This window comes from Psychrobacter sp. 219-2-C (genome assembly GCF_049560815.1).
Taxonomy (GTDB): Bacteria; Pseudomonadota; Gammaproteobacteria; order Pseudomonadales; family Moraxellaceae; genus Psychrobacter; species Psychrobacter faecalis.
Genome location: NZ_CP186933.1, coordinates 1374273 through 1395370, shown reverse-complemented (window position 1 = coordinate 1395370; position 21098 = coordinate 1374273). Strand labels below are relative to the sequence as shown.

19 protein-coding genes and 2 tRNA genes are annotated in these 21098 nt (G+C 44.1%); 13 read left to right on the top strand and 8 right to left on the bottom strand.

Annotated features, from left to right (window positions below; translation table 11 throughout):
- The first annotated feature begins 1 nt into the window (after position 1).
- The 4 genes from ACPEGP_RS05560 (at position 2) to adk (ending at position 3461) form a co-directional block, all read left to right on the top strand.
- Positions 2-652, top strand: a complete 651-nt coding sequence (locus ACPEGP_RS05560; RefSeq protein ID WP_423814189.1) for a DsbE family thiol:disulfide interchange protein — start codon at positions 2-4, stop codon at positions 650-652.
- A gap of 104 nt (positions 653-756) precedes the next feature.
- Positions 757-1299 carry a cytochrome c-type biogenesis protein gene (locus tag ACPEGP_RS05555; protein WP_423814250.1) on the top strand — a complete coding sequence of 181 codons (543 nt, stop codon included), beginning with the start codon at positions 757-759 and terminating at the stop codon, positions 1297-1299.
- Complete coding sequence (ccmI, locus tag ACPEGP_RS05550; RefSeq protein WP_144297735.1) at positions 1296-2576, top strand: c-type cytochrome biogenesis protein CcmI; 1281 nt, start codon at positions 1296-1298, stop codon at positions 2574-2576. Before ACPEGP_RS05555 ends, ccmI begins: the two co-directional genes overlap by 4 nt.
- Before the next feature lie 228 nt (positions 2577-2804).
- On the top strand, positions 2805-3461 hold the full coding sequence (gene adk, locus ACPEGP_RS05545) for an adenylate kinase (RefSeq protein WP_068407441.1): 657 nt from the start codon (positions 2805-2807) through the stop codon (positions 3459-3461).
- Between the two features lie 207 nt (positions 3462-3668).
- Here adk and secB read toward each other — a convergent pair whose 3' ends face one another.
- From secB to rsgA, 4 genes are all read right to left on the bottom strand, one after another.
- Positions 3669-4121 (bottom strand): protein-export chaperone SecB, encoded by a 453-nt coding sequence (gene secB, locus ACPEGP_RS05540; RefSeq protein WP_068407439.1) that lies wholly within the window; start codon positions 4119-4121, stop codon positions 3669-3671.
- A 203-nt stretch (positions 4122-4324) separates the two neighbouring features.
- On the bottom strand, positions 4325-4588 hold the full coding sequence (grxC, locus tag ACPEGP_RS05535; RefSeq protein WP_423814188.1) for a glutaredoxin 3: 264 nt from the start codon (positions 4586-4588) through the stop codon (positions 4325-4327).
- 321 nt (positions 4589-4909) lie between these two features.
- Entirely contained in the window at positions 4910-5365 is a 456-nt protein-coding gene (locus ACPEGP_RS05530; RefSeq protein WP_068407433.1) for a rhodanese-like domain-containing protein, read from the bottom strand.
- A 164-nt stretch (positions 5366-5529) separates the two neighbouring features.
- Positions 5530-6633, bottom strand: a complete 1104-nt coding sequence (gene rsgA / locus ACPEGP_RS05525) for a ribosome small subunit-dependent GTPase A (RefSeq protein WP_423814187.1) — start codon at positions 6631-6633, stop codon at positions 5530-5532.
- A gap of 227 nt (positions 6634-6860) precedes the next feature.
- On the opposite strand from rsgA, the gene orn reads away from it, so the two are divergent.
- A complete protein-coding gene (gene orn, locus ACPEGP_RS05520) occupies positions 6861-7448 on the top strand; it encodes an oligoribonuclease (RefSeq protein ID WP_102077375.1) in 588 nt (195 codons plus the stop codon).
- Positions 7449-7622: 174 nt separating this feature from the next.
- Here the strand turns inward: orn and ACPEGP_RS05515 are convergent, their stop codons facing one another.
- On the bottom strand, positions 7623-8102 hold the full coding sequence (locus tag ACPEGP_RS05515; protein ID WP_201591777.1) for a hemerythrin domain-containing protein: 480 nt from the start codon (positions 8100-8102) through the stop codon (positions 7623-7625).
- Positions 8103-8162: 60 nt separating this feature from the next.
- Here ACPEGP_RS05515 and ACPEGP_RS05510 point away from each other — a divergent pair, with 60 nt between their 5' ends.
- Positions 8163-8600: a CopD family protein gene (locus ACPEGP_RS05510; RefSeq protein WP_200662411.1), complete on the top strand. Its 438-nt coding sequence runs from the start codon at positions 8163-8165 to the stop codon at positions 8598-8600.
- A 147-nt stretch (positions 8601-8747) separates the two neighbouring features.
- Here the strand turns inward: ACPEGP_RS05510 and ACPEGP_RS05505 are convergent.
- Positions 8748-8824, bottom strand: a tRNA-Asp gene (locus ACPEGP_RS05505).
- Positions 8825-8875: 51 nt separating this feature from the next.
- A tRNA-Val gene (locus ACPEGP_RS05500) sits at positions 8876-8951 on the bottom strand.
- Between the two features lie 442 nt (positions 8952-9393).
- Here ACPEGP_RS05500 and ACPEGP_RS05495 point away from each other — a divergent pair.
- The 7 genes from ACPEGP_RS05495 (at position 9394) to ACPEGP_RS05465 (ending at position 20021) form a co-directional block, all read left to right on the top strand.
- Positions 9394-11046: a cardiolipin synthase gene (locus ACPEGP_RS05495; protein ID WP_423814249.1), complete on the top strand. Its 1653-nt coding sequence runs from the start codon at positions 9394-9396 to the stop codon at positions 11044-11046.
- A gap of 114 nt (positions 11047-11160) precedes the next feature.
- Positions 11161-12642 (top strand): tetratricopeptide repeat protein, encoded by a 1482-nt coding sequence (locus ACPEGP_RS05490; protein WP_423814186.1) that lies wholly within the window; start codon positions 11161-11163, stop codon positions 12640-12642.
- A 187-nt stretch (positions 12643-12829) separates the two neighbouring features.
- Entirely contained in the window at positions 12830-14422 is a 1593-nt protein-coding gene (locus ACPEGP_RS05485) for a 3-deoxy-D-manno-octulosonic acid transferase (RefSeq protein ID WP_423814185.1), read from the top strand.
- Between the two features lie 8 nt (positions 14423-14430).
- Positions 14431-15192: a 16S rRNA (uracil(1498)-N(3))-methyltransferase gene (locus ACPEGP_RS05480; RefSeq protein WP_423814184.1), complete on the top strand. Its 762-nt coding sequence runs from the start codon at positions 14431-14433 to the stop codon at positions 15190-15192.
- 217 nt (positions 15193-15409) lie between these two features.
- Positions 15410-16549 (top strand): Fe(3+) ABC transporter substrate-binding protein, encoded by a 1140-nt coding sequence (locus ACPEGP_RS05475; RefSeq protein WP_201541281.1) that lies wholly within the window; start codon positions 15410-15412, stop codon positions 16547-16549.
- Between the two features lie 97 nt (positions 16550-16646).
- Positions 16647-18329: an ABC transporter permease gene (locus ACPEGP_RS05470; protein ID WP_423814183.1), complete on the top strand. Its 1683-nt coding sequence runs from the start codon at positions 16647-16649 to the stop codon at positions 18327-18329.
- A 177-nt stretch (positions 18330-18506) separates the two neighbouring features.
- Positions 18507-20021: an ABC transporter ATP-binding protein gene (locus ACPEGP_RS05465; protein ID WP_423814182.1), complete on the top strand. Its 1515-nt coding sequence runs from the start codon at positions 18507-18509 to the stop codon at positions 20019-20021.
- A gap of 46 nt (positions 20022-20067) precedes the next feature.
- Here the strand turns inward: ACPEGP_RS05465 and ACPEGP_RS05460 are convergent, their stop codons facing one another.
- Positions 20068-20961, bottom strand: a complete 894-nt coding sequence (locus ACPEGP_RS05460; protein WP_423814181.1) for a methyltransferase domain-containing protein — start codon at positions 20959-20961, stop codon at positions 20068-20070.
- Positions 20962-21098 lie beyond the last annotated feature (137 nt).

The window sequence follows — 21098 nt, the reverse complement described above, 5'->3', positions numbered from 1 at the left end:
CATGAGTCAGTCAAATAATTCTTCCCAAAAAGCGCCTGCAGATAAAAAGACTAAAACTATGAAAAAAAGCCAAATAAAGATATGGTTTTTGATTCCGCTGATTGTGTTTGTTGGTTTTATTATTATGCTGTACCTGCGTTTGGGTCAGCCGACGGATATCGTCACCAATACTGCGCTTGAGCGGCCGGTACCGTCATTTGAGTTGCCATTATTGTCCGATACTAGCCGTATGATGACCAATGACAATTTGCCCGAACAACCATTTTTGATGAATATTTGGGGCTCATGGTGTCCAACTTGTATCATTGAGCATCCTTTTTTAATGCAATTAGAGGAGCGCGGGGTCAATTTGGTTGGTGTTAATTACAAAGATGACATCGGTGATGCGCTAGGATATTTAAATCGTGGCGGCGACCCATTCTCCATGTCTATTCAGGATTTATCTGGGCAGTTTGCTTTAGATTTAGGCTTAACTGGCGCGCCTGAAACCTTTGTGGTTGATGGGCAAGGTATTATTCGTCAGCATATTGTTGGTGAGATTAATGAAAGCAACTGGCAAAGCCGCATCATGCCCTGTCTGATGGTGCTCAATGAAGCGGATAAGAAAAATGTCAGTCCCGATCCTAGTCAGGTTCAGGAGGTGTGTAAATGAACGCCATATCTTTAAAGGCACATTCATCAAAAAACATGTCATCAAAAAGCCTGTCAGCACAAAGCATAAAACCAGCAAATTTTATAATAAAGTTAGCCAGCTTAATGCTTGCGTGCTTGCTGAGTTTTATCCTCAGTTTTAGTGCGCATGCCGCAATCGATGTTTATGACTTTGATTCGCCGCAACAAGAAGCACAGTATCGCGGACTTATCGAGGAGCTGCGTTGCCCAAAATGCCAGAACCAAAATTTAGCAGGTTCTGATGCGCCCATTGCGCAAGATTTAAAGCAAAAAACGTACGACATGATTAAAGAGGGTCGTAGTGATGCGGAAATACGCGCATATATGCAAGAGCGTTATGGCGACTTTATTACTTACAAGCCGCCTGTGCGCCCATCGACCTGGATACTGTGGTTTTTTCCGCCATTATTATTGATTGTGCTAATCATTGGCTGGTTTTGGCAAAGTAAACGTAGTCAGCGCGTGGCGCGCGGTGAAAGTGCGGTTAATGTAGACAGCGCCGCAGCGTTATCGGCGGCAGAAAAAGCGGAGCTTGATCGTTTATTGTCTCGTAGCAATAGCAATAGCAATAGCAATAGCAATGCTAAAAGCGAAGCTGTTATCACCAGTACAGAGGACAAAAAATGACCCTATTTTCTACTTTTGGCTTATTTATTGCCCTAAGCTTGTTTATTGCGCTGCTACTGGCTGTTATCGCTATCATGCCATGGCTACGCGCCTCACGCTTGCGCGACAAGCCTGTTGACAACCAACTGCTAGACATCAACGTTGCCGTATTCCGTGAGCGTCTAACAGAGCTGCAAACCGATAAAGACAGCGGCACCATTGATGACGTCCATTACCGCAATCAAAAGCTCGAGCTTGAGCGCCAATTACTGGACGCGCAGCGCACAGTCACACCCATGGTAGCGCCAAGTTTCAAAAGTCGTTTGATTATCATGATATGGGTGCCGGTATTGGCAGGATTGGCCTATTTCTTAATCAGTGACCGTACGTCAGTATTTGACTTATGGGCAGCTGAAGATAAAGTCGGACAAGTGGCAGATGACTTATTGACTGGTAAAATCGATCAGCCGCCTGCTTGGGCGATTGAAGATGGTACGCAGCTAATTAGTGCTATGCAGACCAACGTCTATCGTCATGCTGATGATCCTGATCGCTGGATGCGTCTGTCTGAGCTGTTTTTATCATTAGAAGCAACCGACTCAGCGCTTGAAGCTTTATCGCGTGCTTATCGTTTGTCGCCAGGCAATGAAGAGATTGCCACCACTTATGCGCAAATCAGCTTTTTTGCCAATAAAGGCCAGCTCGATGCCAATAGCCGCCGCGTCTTACAAGACGTACTAGCAAAAAATCCAAAGCACGAAGGCGCTCAAATGCTGATGGCAATGGGCGAGGCGCGTGGCAATAACTTTGAGCAGGCACAAGGCTGGATTAAGCGTTTGCGCGCCAGTATTGCCGCCAAACCGGGCGACCATAGCCAGGCGCTGGCAAGCCTTGATGAATTGAGCGCCAACGTCAGCGCGCAGCAGCAGCAGGCATCTGAGGGCGTTGAGGTTACGGTCTCTATTAATGCAAGTTTGCTACCGTTAGTAAAAGCAGACGATGTGTTGTTTGTCGCTATTCGTGATGTCAAAGGTGGGCCACCGTTCGCTGCCAAACGTTTACCGATTAGCGTCATTAAGCAGGGTGAGGCGACTATTAGCCTAAGTGATTTAGACGCCATGATGCCTGAACGTACGCTTGCGTCTGCTCGAGGCGATAAAGTCCAGCTTGCTGTCATTGCGCGTATTAGCCATAGCGGCACCGCCGATGCTGAATCCGGTGATTTAACCGGTAATCCTGTTGTCATTAGCGCCGACCAAAATCAGGTCAATGTGGCGATTAATCAACAAGTTCCTTGATAGATATATTGTAAAAATTGAATACTTAGTAAATGTGCGCCGTCATACTTTTGGCGGCGCATAACCCGCACAATCTTATCTCATGAACAGATAAGTCATCGTAACTTGCCGCATCAAGACTAAAAATACTTGAGCTTTTGAAAGCCACAAGGTAAGGTAAGCTCTGCAACCCACCAATCCCTAAGTTTTATTAGTCCCAAAATCCTATCTATTAAGGAGAGTCGTATAATGATGCGTATTATTTTGCTAGGTCCACCAGGCGCCGGTAAAGGTACCCAAGCCCAGTTCATCTCTAAAGAGTATGATATCCCGCAAATCTCAACAGGTGATATGCTACGTGCCGCCATCAAAGAAGGTACGGAACTTGGCAAACAAGCAAAAGATGTGATGAACGCTGGTGGTTTGGTTTCTGATGATCTTATCATTAACCTCGTGCAAGAACGCATCGCCAAGCCTGATTGTGTCAACGGCTGTATTTTAGATGGTTTTCCGCGTACCATTCCACAAGCCCAAGCGCTTGCTGATGCCAACGTAGCGATTGACCATGTGATTGAAATCAGCGTGCCTGATGATGAAATCGTTAAGCGCCTATCAGGCCGTCGTCAGCATGCTGGTTCTGGTCGTGTTTATCATATCGACCACAATCCACCTAAGGTCGAAGGTATCGATGATGTGACGGGTGAGCCGTTGATTCAGCGCGAGGACGATAAAGAAGCGACCATTCGCGATCGTTTAGCGACCTATCAACAGCAGACCTCTGCCTTGGTTGGTTACTATCAAGAAAAAGCAGCTGAGGGCGGCGATGCTCCTAAATATGACAAATTTGATGGCACCCAAGGCATTGATGACGTTAAGCAGCAAATATTATCGGCACTAAAAGGCTAAAGCTTTTTAAACGTCGCCGATAGACGTGTTGATTAACCGTTATATTCAAAACCCTGCCGCTTGTAATCATGAGCAGCAGGGTTTTTTAGTGCGTAAAAGCAAATACCAAAAAACGTCCATAAAAAAGCCGCTTACTTAAATTCAGTAAACGGCTTTTAGCTACTATTGGTTAAATGCAGCTTAGCTAATGCATTAGCAGATTAAAACTTACGCGTTACCTTGGGCATCAACTTGCGCTTGCTGCTGGCTTTGCGCGTATGCTTGGTCAAAGTTGACTGGTGCAAGCAATAGCTGCGGGAAGCTACCACGCGTTACGATGTCGCTAATCACTTCGCGCGCATACGGGAACAATACGTTCGGGCAATAAGCACCCAAAATTTGACCGATTTGGTCTTCTGGAATGTCTTTTAATAAGAAAATGCCCGCTTGATGCACTTCGGCGATAAATGCCGCTTCTTCAGCGTTTTTGGCGTTGACGCTGACCGTCAATACCACTTGATAATGATCGTCATCAAGCTTTTCAGCGTTGCTTGATAGATTGATATCAAGCTCAGGGTTCCACTCTTTAGTAAATACAGCGGCGCCTGGGACTTCAAGTGACATGTCTTTTACATAAATGCGTTCTAGTGCCAATTGTGGTTGTGCTTGTTCTTCAGCCATGGTCATTCCTCTAAAAGTTAATCAAATAATGGGGCAGATGTCATTGTAACAACATATCATTGTAATATAAATGCAGACTAAGGTTTGAGATTTATCTCAAAGTCTTTTACGCAGTTTTTTTAAATGTTTTTTATCACAACGCTTTATTCTTATCGCTGTCTATTTTTACACAATAAAAATAGACAGAAAAAGACAATAGCAAATTAACCGGCTAATAGCTCGTCAAGTTTGCCTTGTTGGTTCATTTGGTTGAGCTCGTCAAAACCACCGACAAAGGTGTCACCAATAAAAATTTGCGGCACAGTGCGATAGTTGTTGGTCTTTTGCATCAAAGCTTGGCGCTCTTCGCGGCTGATGTCATGCATGCCGATTTCTTCGTAATCAACGCCTTTAGATTGCAATAATTGCTTAGCGTTTGAGCAGTATGGGCACATTGGAGTGGTATAAATTTGTACAGAAACAGTCATGGTCATTCCTTATTTATAAATTTATGGGGGAGCAATTTTGTTATAAGTAATAGGATAAATAGTAAGATAAAAAAATTATAGGGTAGTCATTAATATAATCCGTTATCAATACGTAAATAACCCCTATATTTGCTGCTGCTCCGTATAAAGTGGGGATGGCTATGGCAAATTCAAGCAGTGTTGGTTAAAAAGCGCTGACGGTAGCATCATTAGCGCATAAAAAAAGACACCTCTTGATAAAGTGTCTTTTTGATTAGCGCTGCAAGCCTCTGAAGCGATATAGCTATTAATCTTATGAAATTTGCAGCTTTATCGGTTGTCTTACTTATGCAAACTTGGCTTGGCTTTACCTTTGTTTTTAGACTTAGTATCTTTTAACCCAACCAATGGCATACCAGCGCCTTGCCAGCCGCCGATTCCGCCCTCTAGGCGATAGACATTGTCTTTGCCAATCATTTGTACCGCAGCACCTGCTTGGATACCCATATCACAGACGATGATGACTGGCTGCTCAATCGCACGAATTTCCTCAATGCGGTCTTTGAGTTCAGTAAAAGGTATGTTGCGGCTGCCTTGGATATAACCAGTTTCAAATTTCTTTTTGGCGCGAATATCGATCAGCTGCGCATTTTGCGAGTTGACCATCATACCCAAGGTGTTGGGCGATATTTTTCTGCCACTACGTTTGTTTTCAATAGCAAAAAACAGCACGGCAAGCACGGCTAATATACCAAATAAAAACGGGTGGTTGCCCACAAATTCCAGCGCACGATCCAAACCATACCTCCAAAAATATAAGTGTTCGGTCAAACTGAGATAACAGCCCAACGATGGTGAACAAGGCGCTATTATACCGATAAGGTCATCTATAGTAAACGGGCGATGGCTTCGTCGTTACTTTATCTCGTCGTTCCTTTATCAGTAACCTTTAGACATATTTGCTAATAAGGCTTAGTATCCGCCTCTTCTGTTAACGTCACAAGGTTTTCAACCCGGCGCTGCAATACTTCGCCGTCCGCAACCGCTTGCCATAAGGCGCAGCCTTTACTGTTATGGGTATGGCGACAATCGCGGAACTGGCAATCACCTGCCAGTGGCGCAAGCTCGATAAAGCCTGAGATAACATCATCAGGAGTCAGATGCCAAATACCGTACTCACGAATACCAGGGGTGTCGACAATACCGCCTTGGTCTAAGTCACTTGGGTTAAATGGCAATAAGCGACTGGTGGTGGTGGTATGTTGACCGAGCTTTGAGTTTTCGGAGATGACATTTACCACTTGTCCTGACTCTGGCAGCAAGGCATTGATTAAGCTGCTTTTACCGACGCCTGATTGACCAGCAAAAATGACCAGTTTCTTATCGATGTAGCGCTTTAGCTCATCAAGCCCTATTTGCTCATCGCTATTAGCGATGTTTTCAGGGCACGCAACCGAGGTCAGCACGCTTTCGTAACCAAGCGCCGCGTATTGTGCCAATAATTCACTGGTATCGACGCCGTTTTCTTGGGCCAGTAGATCAGCTTTATTAAGTACCAATAATGGCTTTACGCCCGCATGATGACAAACGACCAAATAGCGATCAATCAATGTCGGCGCAGCGGCAGGCAAGGGCGCAAATACAATGGCCAAAATATCAACATTAGCAGCGACGGGTTTGAGCTTATGATAACGGTCAGGACGCGAAACGAGCGAGGTGCGAGGCTTGACTGATTCGATACGTCCAAAGCCGGTATTAGGATCGGCGCTCCAGCGTACTTGGTCGCCCGCTGCTAGCATAGGTAGATTGGTACGCACATGACAGCGCCAAATATCGCCTAACGTTAATTCCTGCCAAAATGGCTCAGGGTCATCGGGCGCAATCTCCGGCTGCACAGGAATTACTGCCGGCAAGCTGGTCACTTGTACTTCTAGCTGCTTACCATAATGCGCCATGACCACGCCATCCATCAAACTGTCATCGATGCTGTCTTGGCTATCGAGCTGTTGTTTGTCGATGCGACGAATCTGTTGTTTAGTCAGTTTGCGTTGCCGGATTAATGCCATGGGTTGTGACCTATTAGAAAAATATTGCTAAGTGTAGCGTGAAAATTTGCTAACATACAGCCTAAAGCGCCGCTAGCAGATAGTGGTTTTGTAATGTTTTCGTTTTATTAGGCATTATAGCCAACCAAGTGCAAAGCATATGATTTTAGCCTGACTATTTAGAGTCAGTTTAATTGATTAACAAGGCTCACAAGCTGTGCCAAAGTTTATTGACCATAGGATATTTTATGAGTACCGACGACCATCCCAATAAAATTAAAATCAAAAACCAAGGTAAAAAAGGGTTGGTGTGGATTGACCTAGAAATGACCGGACTTGATACCTTAAATGATGAGATTATCGAGATTGCGACCGTGGTGACCGATGAGGATTTAAACGTCCTTGCCGAAGGGCCAGTGTTTGCCATTAAAGTATCCGATCAAATATTAAATAAAATGGATGACTGGAATACCAAGCAGCATGGGCAGTCAGGCTTGGTGGACCGTGTGCGCCGTAGTACGGTGACCTTGGCGGAAGCAGAAGCGGAAACCATTAAGTTTTTGAATAAATGGGTCGATAGTGGCAAGTCGCCGATGTGTGGTAACTCAATCTGCCAAGATCGCCGCTTTTTAGCACGGCAAATGCCCGAGCTTGAGCGCTTCTTCCATTATCGCAACCTTGATGTGTCGTCGATTAAAGAGCTGTGTTTCCGCTGGCGTCCAGATATTTTAAGGAACTTTGAAAAAGGCGGCAGCCATTTAGCCTTAGATGATATTCGCGATTCTATTCGTGAACTAAAACATTATCGTCAGCATTTCTTTAAGTTGATGCCTTAACGTCATGTTCAAAGATTGATGTCTTAGAAATCAATCTTTAGAAATAACCATTTAAGAACAAATAAAAAGTCCGTCAAAGAAGCGAATGCCAAGATATGGCTCGTTTCTTGGCGGACTTTTTGTTTCAGTGATATTTTTAATTAACTCTTATTGGGGTAATCCTTTAATAGTATATTAGCGACCCTCATCAGGCCGCTTGATGCTATCAGAGCTGGCTTCATAAACCGCATCTAATTCTGCTTCCGTTAAATATTTTTCTACCGTCGGGTATAACTCGCGCTCTTCAAAGCGAATATGGTCGTATAATAGGGTGCCAAGCTCATGAACTTGTGCCACGCTGACCCCTTTATTGCCAGATTTTTGTGATTGTTCGACCGTATTTATCAGTTGATGTAATTGCTTATGCTGTCCATCAAGGGTATCGAGTACTAAGGCCACATCGGATTCAGTCACGCGGTACGGCTCTAAGGCATTAGCGATTAAATTGTCTTCAATTTGGAAGTGGTAAGCCATATCATTAATATAAGAAGTGAGATTGTCCCAATGTTTGGCAATCTCTTCGGGTTCATCCAAGCTTTCTTTGGCATGGCGTGACAGATTAAGCCCAAGATGGTGTTGGCGTGACAATGGCTGCAATTGATTGGCGCGTTTCATAATTAAATACCTTAATGCTTCGAGAAATCATGATTGATTAATTATTTGGAGTTATATTTTATGTTCAATTATCTTTTAATTTTACATTTACTGGGAGCAGCAATTTGGACAGGTGGTCATTTAATACTAGCATTAGTGGTGCTGCCAAAAGTGCTATCTTCACGTAATTTAGACGCATTGTTACAATTTGAAGGTCAGTTTGAAAAAATTGGTATGCCGGCATTAGCCATTCAAATCATTACTGGATTATGGATGGCGTATAAAATATTACCTAACATAGAGATGTGGTTTGCCTTTGATAATGACATCAGTGTCTTGATTGGTATGAAGCTGAGCTTATTATTACTGACGGCACTAGTCGCGATGCATGCGCGCTTTTGGGTTATACCACGCTTATCCGCTAATAATTTGAATGGGTTTGCCATCAATATTATTTTGGTGACGTTATTTTCAGTGGCGTTCGTCGTGGTTGGTACGCTGTTCCGTACGGGGTTTTAATGAGAAAGTTTTTAGATAAAATGATATAGACTAAGTAGCAATTAATAGCTAATACAAATCAACAAACACAAAAAAACCTCAAGTAAATGAATACTTGAGGTTGAAACTTTGTACTTAATAATGTAATTAAAAACCAAGTTTTAAATATGGCGCAGCGGACGGGACTCGAACCCGCGACCCCCGGCGTGACAGGCCGGTATTCTAACCAACTGAACTACCGCTGCTTAGGTCGTCTTTAGCATGTCGTCTTCTAAAAGACCCACTCGCTAAATGAGTGGTGGGTGATGACGGATTCGAACCGCCGACATTCTGCGTGTAAGGCAGACGCTCTACCAACTGAGCTAATCACCCTGAGAAGCGTTAAAAAATTGCACTGCAATTTTAGCTTCGCAAGGGAAATCCTTTAAATAGGATTTCCTGAAAGCTTTAACATTCAAAGCTGTCACCCTTTAAATAACTTTCAACAGAAGAGAACTAACTAAAGCCTCGCTCTGTGGGTGTGTATTATATACATTTACACATGGCTGTCAAATATTATTTTAAGTATTTTTAAAATTATGGCTAATAAACTTACTTACCGCTCAAACTAAGCCGTAAGTAGGGTGATGATAGACTATATAGCCGCTGTATTGCTGGCTATTGCGTGCTTGCTAAAAGTCACTATACTGATAAAGCTTTTTGCATCTAACGAACAAGACGTCGACTTATAGGGCGTCTACTTAATAAAACAGCGGGCTAATAACTAATAACCAATAACTAATAAATAGATGAATGATTTGAGTAATATAGGGTCATCGAGGTGAGCATAGATAATTTTAATATAAAAGCTCTGTCTATTGAAGAATACTTTACTACCTGGTCGGTGGGAGACTTTGCTGGATTGGGTCTGATATTGCACGTGATTCTTATGATAGTCATGACCCTACGTATTGTCTCGGTGCAGCGCAATATTGGGGTATCGATTGCTTGGGTGGCTGTGCTTTATACGTTACCCGTGGTTGGTTTTATCGCTTATATCTTATTGGGTGAGCCAATGATTGGGCGGCGTTATCGTGCGCGTATGAATCAGGCGCGGCTACTGATGAATGATATGGCCAAGCGTGAGCAAATGGTGTTTGATGAAGGACAAGAGCTGCTACCCGATAATTATCGCGGTGTCAGTAAAATCGGTACACGCTGGACAGGGTTTGGAGTGTTTCCTGATCATCAAATGCAATTATTGACCACGCCGAATGCTATCTTTGGGCGCTTGATTGAAGATATTAATGCCGCTCAGCGCATTATCCTGATGGAGTTCTATATTATTTATCCAAAAGGTCAGATACTCGACGTCATGGACGCGTTGATGGCAGCGGTACAGCGCGGCGTCGAGTGCCATATTTTGGCGGATAGTGTGGGCAGTTTTAGCTTTTTTAATAGTAAACAGCATCGCATGCTAGAAGAAGCCGGGGTTTTTGTACACCAGTCGCTACCAGTTGGTTTGTTTAAAACCCTATTTAAACGCTCAGATTTGCGTAATCATCGCAAAATGATCGTCATTGACGAACATGTCGGTTATATCGGTAGCTTTAACTTGGTAGATCCAAAGTTTTTTAAACAAAATAAAAATGTCGGTCAATGGATTGATGTGGCGATACGCAGCGTCAGTCAAGAGCCGATAAATATTGCTACAGCAATGGCAAAAGTAGTGGTCACCGATATTGGCGCGGAAAATAAAGACAATCTCGATGCGCTCAATCACCGCGTGAATAATTATACGCGTAAACTTTATGTCATGAGTCCGACTATTAATGATATCAATAGCCGCGTTAAAGTGATAGACGAGATTAGCGATACAGATGAGCTACCCGAGATTGGGTCGACATCGATTGTGATACCGCGTATGCCAATCGTTGAGAATGTGCTGGCGCAGCTGATACCTTCGGCGCCGCAAGTGACGGCGCACGTGATTTATAATACCTTGGTAACGGTGATACATCGCGCCAATAAACGTATTCGCATTACTACGCCGTATTTTGTCCCCGATGAAGCGTTATCGGGCGCGCTGACTACCGCGGCCAAACGCGGGGTCGAGGTGACGATTATTGTGCCCGAAAAGGTAGATTCATTTTTGGTGCAGCATGCCTCGCAAGCGTACTATCAAGAGCTACTCGAAGCCGGGGTAACCATTGCTTTATTTAAAGGTGGACTGCTGCATGCTAAAACCGTGGTTATTGACGATGATTACTGCCTGTTTGGTACAGTGAATATTGATATGCGCAGTTTTTATTTAAATATGGAGGTCAGCTTAGCGATTTATACGCCAGAAATGGTCGCGCAGGTTGCTGATTGTCAAGAAGTTTACTTGCAAAGCTGCCGGTTTTTAAGCTTAGAAGAATGGCAAGAGCGCCACGGGGCAGAGCGCTTATTCGATAATGTGGTGCGCTTATTTAGTCCTTTATTGTAGCGCTTTTGATTTTAGGTTAAGGTAAACTACTTATTTTTATTACCAGCTCATTTTTATTATTATTTGAAATGTTGGTTTTCAAAACGCTCAATTTTTAAAGGATAGGCTCGCCTTATGTCTGCATCGCCCTTGACGCCCCTTGATTATATCGCAGCAGGCTATTGGCAAGATTTCTTAGCTGGCCGTTTTGTCGCTGGCGGCATGGCTTATGAAGCGGAATTGCATCGATGCACACTCGATGAATCGCTGGCAAGTTTACAGCGCGTAGATACTTTGCTGTCGCAGATACGCCGCGACATGGTTAAGTCGGGCAGCTGGGATGAAGCGGCGCTGTTAGCAGATGAGCGCTATCGTAATTTTATGGTATTTTTGGCGTTTTATGCCGGGCGCGTATTGGCACAGCAATGGCAAAATACGCCGCATTGGTTCGGTGAGTTTGAGCTACGTAAGCGCTATCCTACCTTGCCGCTACTGACCGATGACTTTTATCAGCATATGGCCGTGGTTTATCGCGATGATAGTGAGGTTAATAATCAGTTTAATACGACTGAGTCGCTATTTTTTGCTTTAGAGCCGATAGGAATGCGGCTGTTTGGTCATATTGATAGACCGTTTCAAGCAGTGCAAGGCGGTCAGGTGACAAGTGGACTATACCAAGCAGTAACTGCAAGAGTGCCAAACGTCATTAATAATAGTTATACATTACCCTTAGATGACGCGCAATCTTTCGATAAAAAATTGACTGAAGTAGGTGTGAAGCAGCATAGCAGACAAGATATTCAGACAGATACTATGGATAATAGTCATACTCATCATGAGCTGCAATCAATACCTGAAATCACTCAAACAGAGGCGCTACCAGCAAAGCCTATTTTATCGACGGCTTCATTAGAAAGCCCCCCTGTACAAACTATAACGGCAGAAACTACGTCAGTAGTATCTTCACAAGCAGCGTTAAAAGAAGTTGCAGTAAAACCAATAACAAAATTCGCGCCAACTCCAGAGCTTTTTACTCAATTGCTGATAGAGCTTGATGAAATAGACGTCGCCCAAAGCGCTGGCAAGACAGAATACGAGCAAGCCCGTAAAGTCTTGGATCAATTTGAGCAGTATATTGCTAAGCAAGAGAAACCGCGCGCGCAAGTTGCCTTTTCACAGCAGCATTTGGCAGCAAAGCAGCAAGCTCTAGCAAGATTGCAAGACGCTGCCCATGCAGGTAATAGCGCGGCGATGCTACGTTTGGCAATGTATGAGCTGCTTGGTGAAGGAATAAATACGGATAAAGTAGCTGGCATGGAAGCAGGCGTTGAATGGGTGAAGCAAGCAGCGAGCAAAAACGACAGCCGTGCCCAGCGTTTATTAAGTAAGCTCTACTATCAAGGCTTTGGCGTACCGCAAGATATGACCAATGGCAAATATTGGCTTGAGCAAGCGGCCGAAAACGGTCATGTAGAAGCGGCCAGTTTGGTCAGTCAATGGCAGCAAGCGCAGGCGTTGATTAGCACACAAAAGCAAGAGCAGCATAGTCTCAAACGTTATCAGTTATTGTTTGCGGTAATTATTGTCGTCGCTATATTAATCTTCATTATTGTCTAAATGCTTATTTTAAATTCTAGCTCTTAAATCCTCGTTTTTAAATCTTTGTTTCTGATAGCGAGTGCTTTAAAACTATTGTTTAGCGTTAAATTCAGGTAGAATTGGCGCGTTTTTTATTGGCATCTCTTATTGTCATTTTATAACGTCACTTCTTATCGTCCGATCCATTACTAATCTGGGCTTCTTCATGCCATCTTCTGATAATTCCTTACCTTCTTTTGATAAGTCGACTCAGCCAAGCCGAGCCGTTTATAAGCCACCTGTTTATTATCAGGTGACGATTGGGTTGCTAAAACCGCTCTATCGTCTGCAAGTATGGCGCCGCTCGCATAAGCGTGATAATTATCAGCAAGAAGTCGAGCAGCGTTTTGGTAAGCGCTATCCTGCGCCGCCTGTATCTAATGCCAAAGTTAAACCTAATGCGACTGCCAACGAAAATGGCAATCTTAAAGAGAGCGATGGCAAAAGGGTCATCTGGTGCCATGCGGTGTCTTTAGGCGAGACCAATACTGTCGCGCCTTTGCTGGATGCGCTATTGGCAAAAGGCTATCAGATATGGTTGACCAATACCACGCAGACTGGATATGCGCGCGGTGCCAGCCGCTTTGCCGATGATATTTCTCGAGGTCGCTTAAGTCATAGTTACGTTCCTGTCGACAGTCCTGCGGTGATTGAGACATTTTTGGCACATGTACAACCCGTCGCTGCCCTGTTTGTAGAAACCGAGCTTTGGGCCAATATCTTAACCAAACTGTCCGAGCATCATATCCCAAGTGTTTTGGTCAATGGACGGCTGTCGGCGTCTTCTTTTAAAAGCTATCAAAAAATTGGCGCCGTCAGTGCCAGTATGATGAAGAATTTGAGTTTGATTATTGCGCAAGATAATGAATCGGCAAAACGCTTTCGGCAATTGGGCGCTCATAGCGCGCAAATCCGCGTGGCAGGCTCGCTAAAATGGGTCATTAATACCCCGAAGCTGAATGATGATAATGGTGCCAAAAAAGCTGAAATAGTAAACGATGGCGCAGACTTGGACTTAGATTTAGACGTAGCAGATCGTCCGATTTGGGTGGCAGCAAGCACGCATAGCGGTGAGGAAGAGATCGTATTATCATGGCAGCAGCAAATCCTATCTAACCCTTTGTTAGCCAATACCTTACTGATTATAGTGCCAAGACATCCAGAGCGTTTTGGTGACGTGGCAGAGCTGATTGAAAAATCTGGCTTGGGCATGGCGCGGCGTAGTGCTGAAGATGCCATTAGCGCAAATACTCAAGTCTATCTCGCTGATAGTATGGGTGAGTTGATGCGCTGGTATGCGCTTGCCGATGTGGCATTGGTAGGCGGCTCATTGGTCGATATTGGCGGGCACAACCCCGTTGAGCCGGCAAGCGTAGCAACGCCAGTATTGATGGGTGCTTATACCCAGTCTTGCCAAAGCGTGGTTGATAAGCTTGCTAGCGTCGGGGCGTTATATCAGCCAAACAATGCGTTTTATAGCGCGATTAATGCGAATGGCCAAGTCTCTCAGCCGCATCACTCTGATGGTAAACAATCTTCTTCAGATGATGGTGACAATCTTCTTTATCAGCAGCTAAAGTATTGGCTGAGCCATTTAACCTTAGCAAAACAGGCAGGGCAAGCAGGTGCAGCAATGACTGAGCAACAGCAAGCAGTCTTGCATCGTCAGCTATCGATGATTGAAGGTGTTATTGAACAATACGCTAAACCATCTTTTGAGCAAGACCTGAGCCAAGACGTGAATCAAGAGCGGATATAAGTGACGCTATGAACTGTATATTATTGCCAGCGACCAACTTTCAACATGATAACGCGTCTGCGTATATCAATGATTTAGCGCAAATTGCTCATGTGAATAAAGTGCTAAATGCCCAAGTAGGCGATAGGTTAAAAATTGGTCAGCTTGGCGGTAAGCTCGGTAGCGCTATCATTAAAACCATTACCTCCGATAGTATTCAACTAAGCGATATACAGCTGAATAACAATCCGCCAGCAAAGCTTAATCTTATAGTGGTGTTGGCATTGCCAAGGCCAAAGGTATTGCGGCGTTTAATCATGGATATGACAGCGCTTGGCGTTAACGATATCATTCTTATCAACAGCTACCGTACGCAAAAAAGCTATTGGCAAAGTCCAATGCTAGCTCGCCTTGACGAGTTTGTGTTAGAAGGTCTGCAACAAGGCGTGGACACAATTGCGCCGCGTATTAGCCTGCAAAAACGCTTTAAACCCTTTGTTGAAGATAAGCTTGCAAGTTTAATGACCAATCGTGCTATCGTTGCTCATCCTTATAGCGCGCTGTCATTTGCGCAATATGTCCAGCAACCACTGGCAAAACCAAAGTCAGCTCATGAATCGGTTTTACCAAGTATGGTATTTATCGGTGCAGAAGGCGGCTGGATTGATTATGAGATTGAGTTGCTTGCTGAGCAAGGATGTACGCTAGTTAATATCGGGCCACGCATCTTACGTACCGAAGCGGCGGTCAATGTTATTTTGGGACAATGGTTGCTACAAGGTCGAGATTAAGCGCAGGCAGATACATAAATCATTGATATCTTGTTAAAAATTAGACCAGTTTATCGGCACAGCAGGGCCAGATAAATGTATTGATAATTAATCTCATTTCTATTAGTATAATGTGTCTTAGATATTAAGGTCTTATTAATCCCGCTGTTTAATCATTTTCTAATGATTTTAATGTCGTCTTATCTCACTTATCCGTAGCACCATTATGGGGAATGCCATGTCATTAACTGCTATCAGTGCAAATCTATCTTCTAGTAAGCTTACTTTACCTATTGCTGTATTTAGCATGATGTTGGGTCTTGCGGGCTGTAGTAACTCATCGACGCCAGAAGAAAACGTAGATGCTGACACTACAACCACTGCTGAACAATCTGGCACTGAGCAAGAAGTGGCGAAAAATGATGACGCAACGGCCGCTGGTGGGCAAACCGTTACTATTTACTCATCACGTAATGAGCAGTTGATTAAACCGTTATTGGATAAATATACCGAAAAAACAGGTGTTAAAATTGAGCTGGTCACTGATAAAACTGGCCCATTGATGGCGCGTCTGCAAGCGGAAGGTAAAAACACGCCTGCGGATATGTTATTAACCGTTGATGCGGGTAACTTATGGCAAGCAGCGGAGCAGGGCTTATTGCAACCTGTGTCTTCTACTATCTTAGAAACCAATGTTCCTGCTAAATACCGTGATCCAAAAGGTCAGTGGACAGGTCTGTCTTTGCGCGCCCGTACAATTTTTTATGATCCAAGCAAAGTTAGCGCCGACCAGCTATCTACTTATGCAGATTTGGCCGATCCAAAATGGAAAGGCAAACTTTGTCTGCGTTCATCAAAAGCTGTTTATAACCAATCATTGGTTGCAAGCATGATGGAAAATCTGGGCGAAGAAAAAACAGAAGAAATTATTCGTGGTTGGGTAGCTAACTTAGCAACAGACGTCTTTAGTGATGATACCAGTATGTTAGAGGCAATTGCCGCTGGTCAGTGTGAAGTGGGTATTGCTAACAGCTATTATTATGGTCGCCTGCTTGATGAAAAACCAAATTTCCCTGTAAAAATATTTTGGGCGAACCAAGGTACGACTGGTACTCATGTCAACATCTCTGGCGCTGGGGTTATCGCCAACTCAGACAATCCAGATGGTGCGCTTAAATTGATGGAGTGGTTATCTTCTGATGAGGCGCAAGGTCTTTATGCCAGTTCTGATAAAGAGTATCCTGTAAAAGTAGGTATCGATGAGTCAGAGCTACTCAGATCTTGGGGTCCGTTTAAACAAGACAGTATCAGCGTGCAGAAGTTTGGTGAGCTACAAACCCAAGCCATTCAAATGATGGATAAAGCGGGTTATAAATAACAGACTGTCAGTCGCTAAGCGGTTGGTTTTTAGCGATTAGATGTTTAGTCATCTAGCATCTAATTGCGTTATTACGCGTATGACACGGTAACAACTTATGATAACAATGCCAGAAGCGTCTGCTAAACAAGACAATACTGTCAATGAAGCTAATAACGACAATAATAGCCCGTCTATCAGTCAAGACCATGTCGTCCGCAAACGTATTATCTCGAAATCAGTCTTAGGACTGATTTCGTTGTTTATGCTCGTACCGATTTTAATCGTACTATTATCATGGACGCAGCCGGTCGCTGATATTTGGACGCACATGCGTCAATATGTGTTGCCGCAAGTGCTAAAAAACACCGTCATTTTATTGCTGATGGTGACACTGATTTCTGGCGTGATCGGAACGGCACTTGCGTGGGTGACCAGTATGTACCGCTTCCCGGGACAGCGGTTTTTTGCCTGGGCGCTGATGCTACCATTAGCGATGCCCGCTTATGTTTTAGCATTTGTTACCGTCGGTATCGTTGATTTTAGCGGACCGCTGCAAACGGCTTTAAGAGAGTCAGGCTTTACCACCGCTATCCCATCGGTGCGTAATGTGTGGGGTGCAGGTTTAGTATTGTCATTGGCATTTTATCCTTATGTTTATTTGTTGGCGCGCCAAGCGTTTTTATCGCAAGGTAGGCGAGCGATTGAAGCGGGGCAGATGCTTGGCTTAAGTCGCAGTAAGGTATTTTTTCGGCTGGCATTACCACAGGCGCTGCCTTGGGTTATTGGTGGTTTGCTGCTTGCTAGCATGGAGACGCTTGCAGATTTTGGCGCAGTATCGGTCTTTAATGTCGATACTTTTACCACGGCGATTTATAAAGCATGGTTTGGATTTTTTAGTCTAACCACTGCCGCGCAGTTGGCCGCGTTATTAATCGGCGTGGTTTTTATCGTCGTCTTGTTTGAGCAATATTGGCAAGCCAAGCGCGGTAATACGGTGACGCAGGGTAGTAGTCAGCGCTTTGAAGCCAGTAAACCTGCGCAGTGGGGCATGGCGCTACTTTGTATACTGGTGTTTTCGATAGCGTTTTTGATTCCGTTTTTGCAGCTGCTTTATTGGACCACTTTAAATTTCCAGCAAGACTTCGATGCGCGTTATATTGATTTTGTCACCAATAGCCTTATGATTGCCAGTATGACCACCATATTTATCGCATTTTTGGCGATTATTATTGCGTGGGTCAAGCGTCAATATCCGGATAAATCGACCAAACTCATGACTACCTTAGCCAATTTGGGCTATGTGGTGCCGGGTACGGTATTGGCGGTTGGGATATTTATTCCGATAGCGTGGCTTGATAATCAGCTCATTGCTTTTGGTATTACTTCAGCACAGTTTTTATCCGGTAGTGTGATTGTGATGCTGCTGGCCTTATCGACGCGTTTTATGACGGTGAGCTTTCAGCCGGTCGACCGTCAGTTACAGCGCTTGACTGTCAATCAAGAAGCGGCAGCTAAATTACTCAGTGATAGCCCGTATCAGCGTTGGCGGCAAGTGATGCTACCCGTACTTAGCCCTGGGGTATTAACTGGATTATTAATGGGTTTTGTCGAAGTGATGAAAGAGATGCCGATTACCTTGATGACGCGGCGACAAGGCTGGGATACGCTGGCAGTAAGGGTATTTGAGATGACCAGTGAAGGCATGTGGGGGCGCGCCGCCTTGCCAAGTTTGTTGATTGTACTGGTTGGTCTTATTCCTGTTTGGATATTGCTGCGTCAAAGTGATAAACAGAGTTAAGCGCATTTATCGTTAAATAACCATAATCCAAGCGCTATAATCAAAGAGCCTTAATCAACTAGCCCTAGTTAAATAGTAGTTAAACAGTCTCTTTGAAAAAGAATCATATTAAAAAAGCCATATTAAAAACCGTGTCAATAAAAGGTTTTATTCACTAATAGCTCACTGGTACCGTCTATGTATACTGACTTGATGAACGATTCAACCAATCCAGCAGCGTCTAAATCCGTCAAGGTGGGCGGCAAGCCAAGACCGGAGCATGTGAAAAAACCACCGACAACGTTATTAACCAAAGCTCAAGTAGCAAAGTTGCAAGCAGATAGAAGCTTGCCTAAAAATACAGCAAAACAAAATATATTAAAACAAGGCATATCAAAACAAGGTACTTTAAACCAAAGCACTTTAAACCAAAGCACTTTAAATCAAAGCACTTTAAATCAAAGCGTTATAAATCAGTCTGTCTCAAATCAAGAAACGGCAGAACAGAGCCAATCGCAAGATAACCAAGCTATTAAAGCATCGACTAACAACACCGGTGCTGATGACGCTTACTTTAGCGTGCAGGACTTAATCGTTGGCTATGACGATACGATTATCGTTAATGGCTTATCGTTAGATTTAAAGCAAGGTGAAATAGGCTGTTTTTTAGGTTATAGCGGCTGCGGTAAAACCACGGCGTTAAGGGCGATTGCTGGGTTGGAGCAGAGTCGTGGCGGTAAAATTCGCTTAAGCAATCAGCGTCTCACTGAGCAGACAACGCGCACCAAATTTGCGGTCGCGCCAGCCAAGCGCGGTATGGGCATGGTCTTTCAAGATTATGCGTTATTTGGACACTTAAGCGTGGCAAAAAATATCGCTTTTGGTCTTAATAAGTGGACGGCGGCCGATAAAAAAGCGCGTATTAAAGAAATGCTAGAACTTGTCGAATTGACGGAACATGCCGATAAACGTCCTAGTGAGCTATCGGGCGGCCAGCAGCAGCGGGTGGCATTAGCACGTGCGTTGGCACCAAAGCCTAAACTCTTGCTACTTGATGAACCGTTTTCTAATTTAGATGTGGTACTACGTGAATCACTGGCGATGAGCGTGCGTGATATCCTTAAACGTACCAATACCACCGCTATTTTGGTCACCCATGATCAAAACGAAGCCTTTGCTTTGGCCGATAAAGTCGGGGTCATGGATAAAGGTAAATTGGTCCAATGGGCGACGCCAAGTGAGCTATATCATGAGCCAATCAGCCCGTTTGTCGCTGAGTTTGTCGGCGAGGGGGCAATGATAGATGGCATCATCAAAGAAGGTCATGTCGAAACCGCACTTGGTGATATTTATCGGCGTATGGAAGTCTATGATGAGTTAGGGCAGCCACTATATTGCGAGTACGATTATCCAAACGGCACACCGATTAAGGTCTTGGTACGGCCTGATGATATCGTTCATGACGATGAAAGTACGCAAACGGCCTTGGTCGTTGGACGTGTATTCCGCGGGGCAAACTATCTCTATCGCTTGCAACTGTCTGACGGTCAAACCGTGTTGTCGTTAGTTGCCAGTCATCATAACCATGAGATTGGCTCGCAAATTGGTATCTTGCCTATCTTAGAGCATGTGGTGGTGTTTGATGAAAAAGACATCAATGCCACCACTTGGTCAGAGTACGATAGATCTGAGCGCGTGGAAGAAATCAGATAGTTAGCAGTTTTAAGCTTGGCAATACTTTTTAAGTTTAACGAAGACGTTAAGCTTGGCGCGTTGCTAATATATGGAGATAACGTCCTAGCCATTTATACGGCTCGAGTTGTGAGTAGCGCAGCTCCATGCGTATGACTCCTTCAGGGTCATTATGACCGCCACGTTTGAGCGGCGCATAATCATGAAATACCCGCAAGCCACTGGCAAGTATGGTTTGATACTCATGCGACCTTAGCCATGATTCGACTTCTTCTTTAGCAACCGGATGATTGGGTGTGAGGCTTTTTTTATTGTCCGCTTTATACTCTGTATTATCCAATAAGTTGAAATTACCCATAATAAGATTGCGATAATCAAAACTCGCCGGATTATAAAAGCACAGCGATAGCGAGCCATGTTCAGTTAAGTGCTTATCAAAAAAATCCATCACCGCGGCCGGTTCTGCGAGCCATTCAAGCAGCGCATGACACATAATCAAATCAAATTTCTCTGTGTTACCTGCTAACTTTTCTTCTAATTCTTGATACGGACAAACGTACCACCTAATATCCAAATCCTTTTCGACGCATTCAGCATTTGTTTGCGCTTTCTCCAGCATATTGGCTGAAATATCATTGATAACCAACGTATGACCTTGGATAGCAAGCTCAATCGCGATTTGCGCCAGTCCTGCGCCCACATCTAGAATACGTAACGGTCGCCCAAGCATTTGGCTCATCTGCGTGCAATAGATAAAAATATCACGGCGCAATACGGCCAGACGAATATCACCCTTTAAGCCGCCGTAAACCTTTTTTTCAAAGTGGTCGGCAATGGCATCAAAGCTGCGGTCTGTACGCGTGTCGGGCTGGTCAATGGGTGCTGTAGTGGCTTGTTTGCTTGCCTCGTTAGTTGCTTGCTTAATGGATGGACTGCTTGCTTGGCTCTCTTTTTGTTTCATTACGGACTCTATCTTATCTAAGGTATTTGAAATGGTTTTTATAACTTTTTTATTGGATTTTAATAGGGTTTTAGCGTATAAATAGTAGGGTTGCAGCCATAATTTTTATTAAATTATTTTAATTAAACTGCATTTAT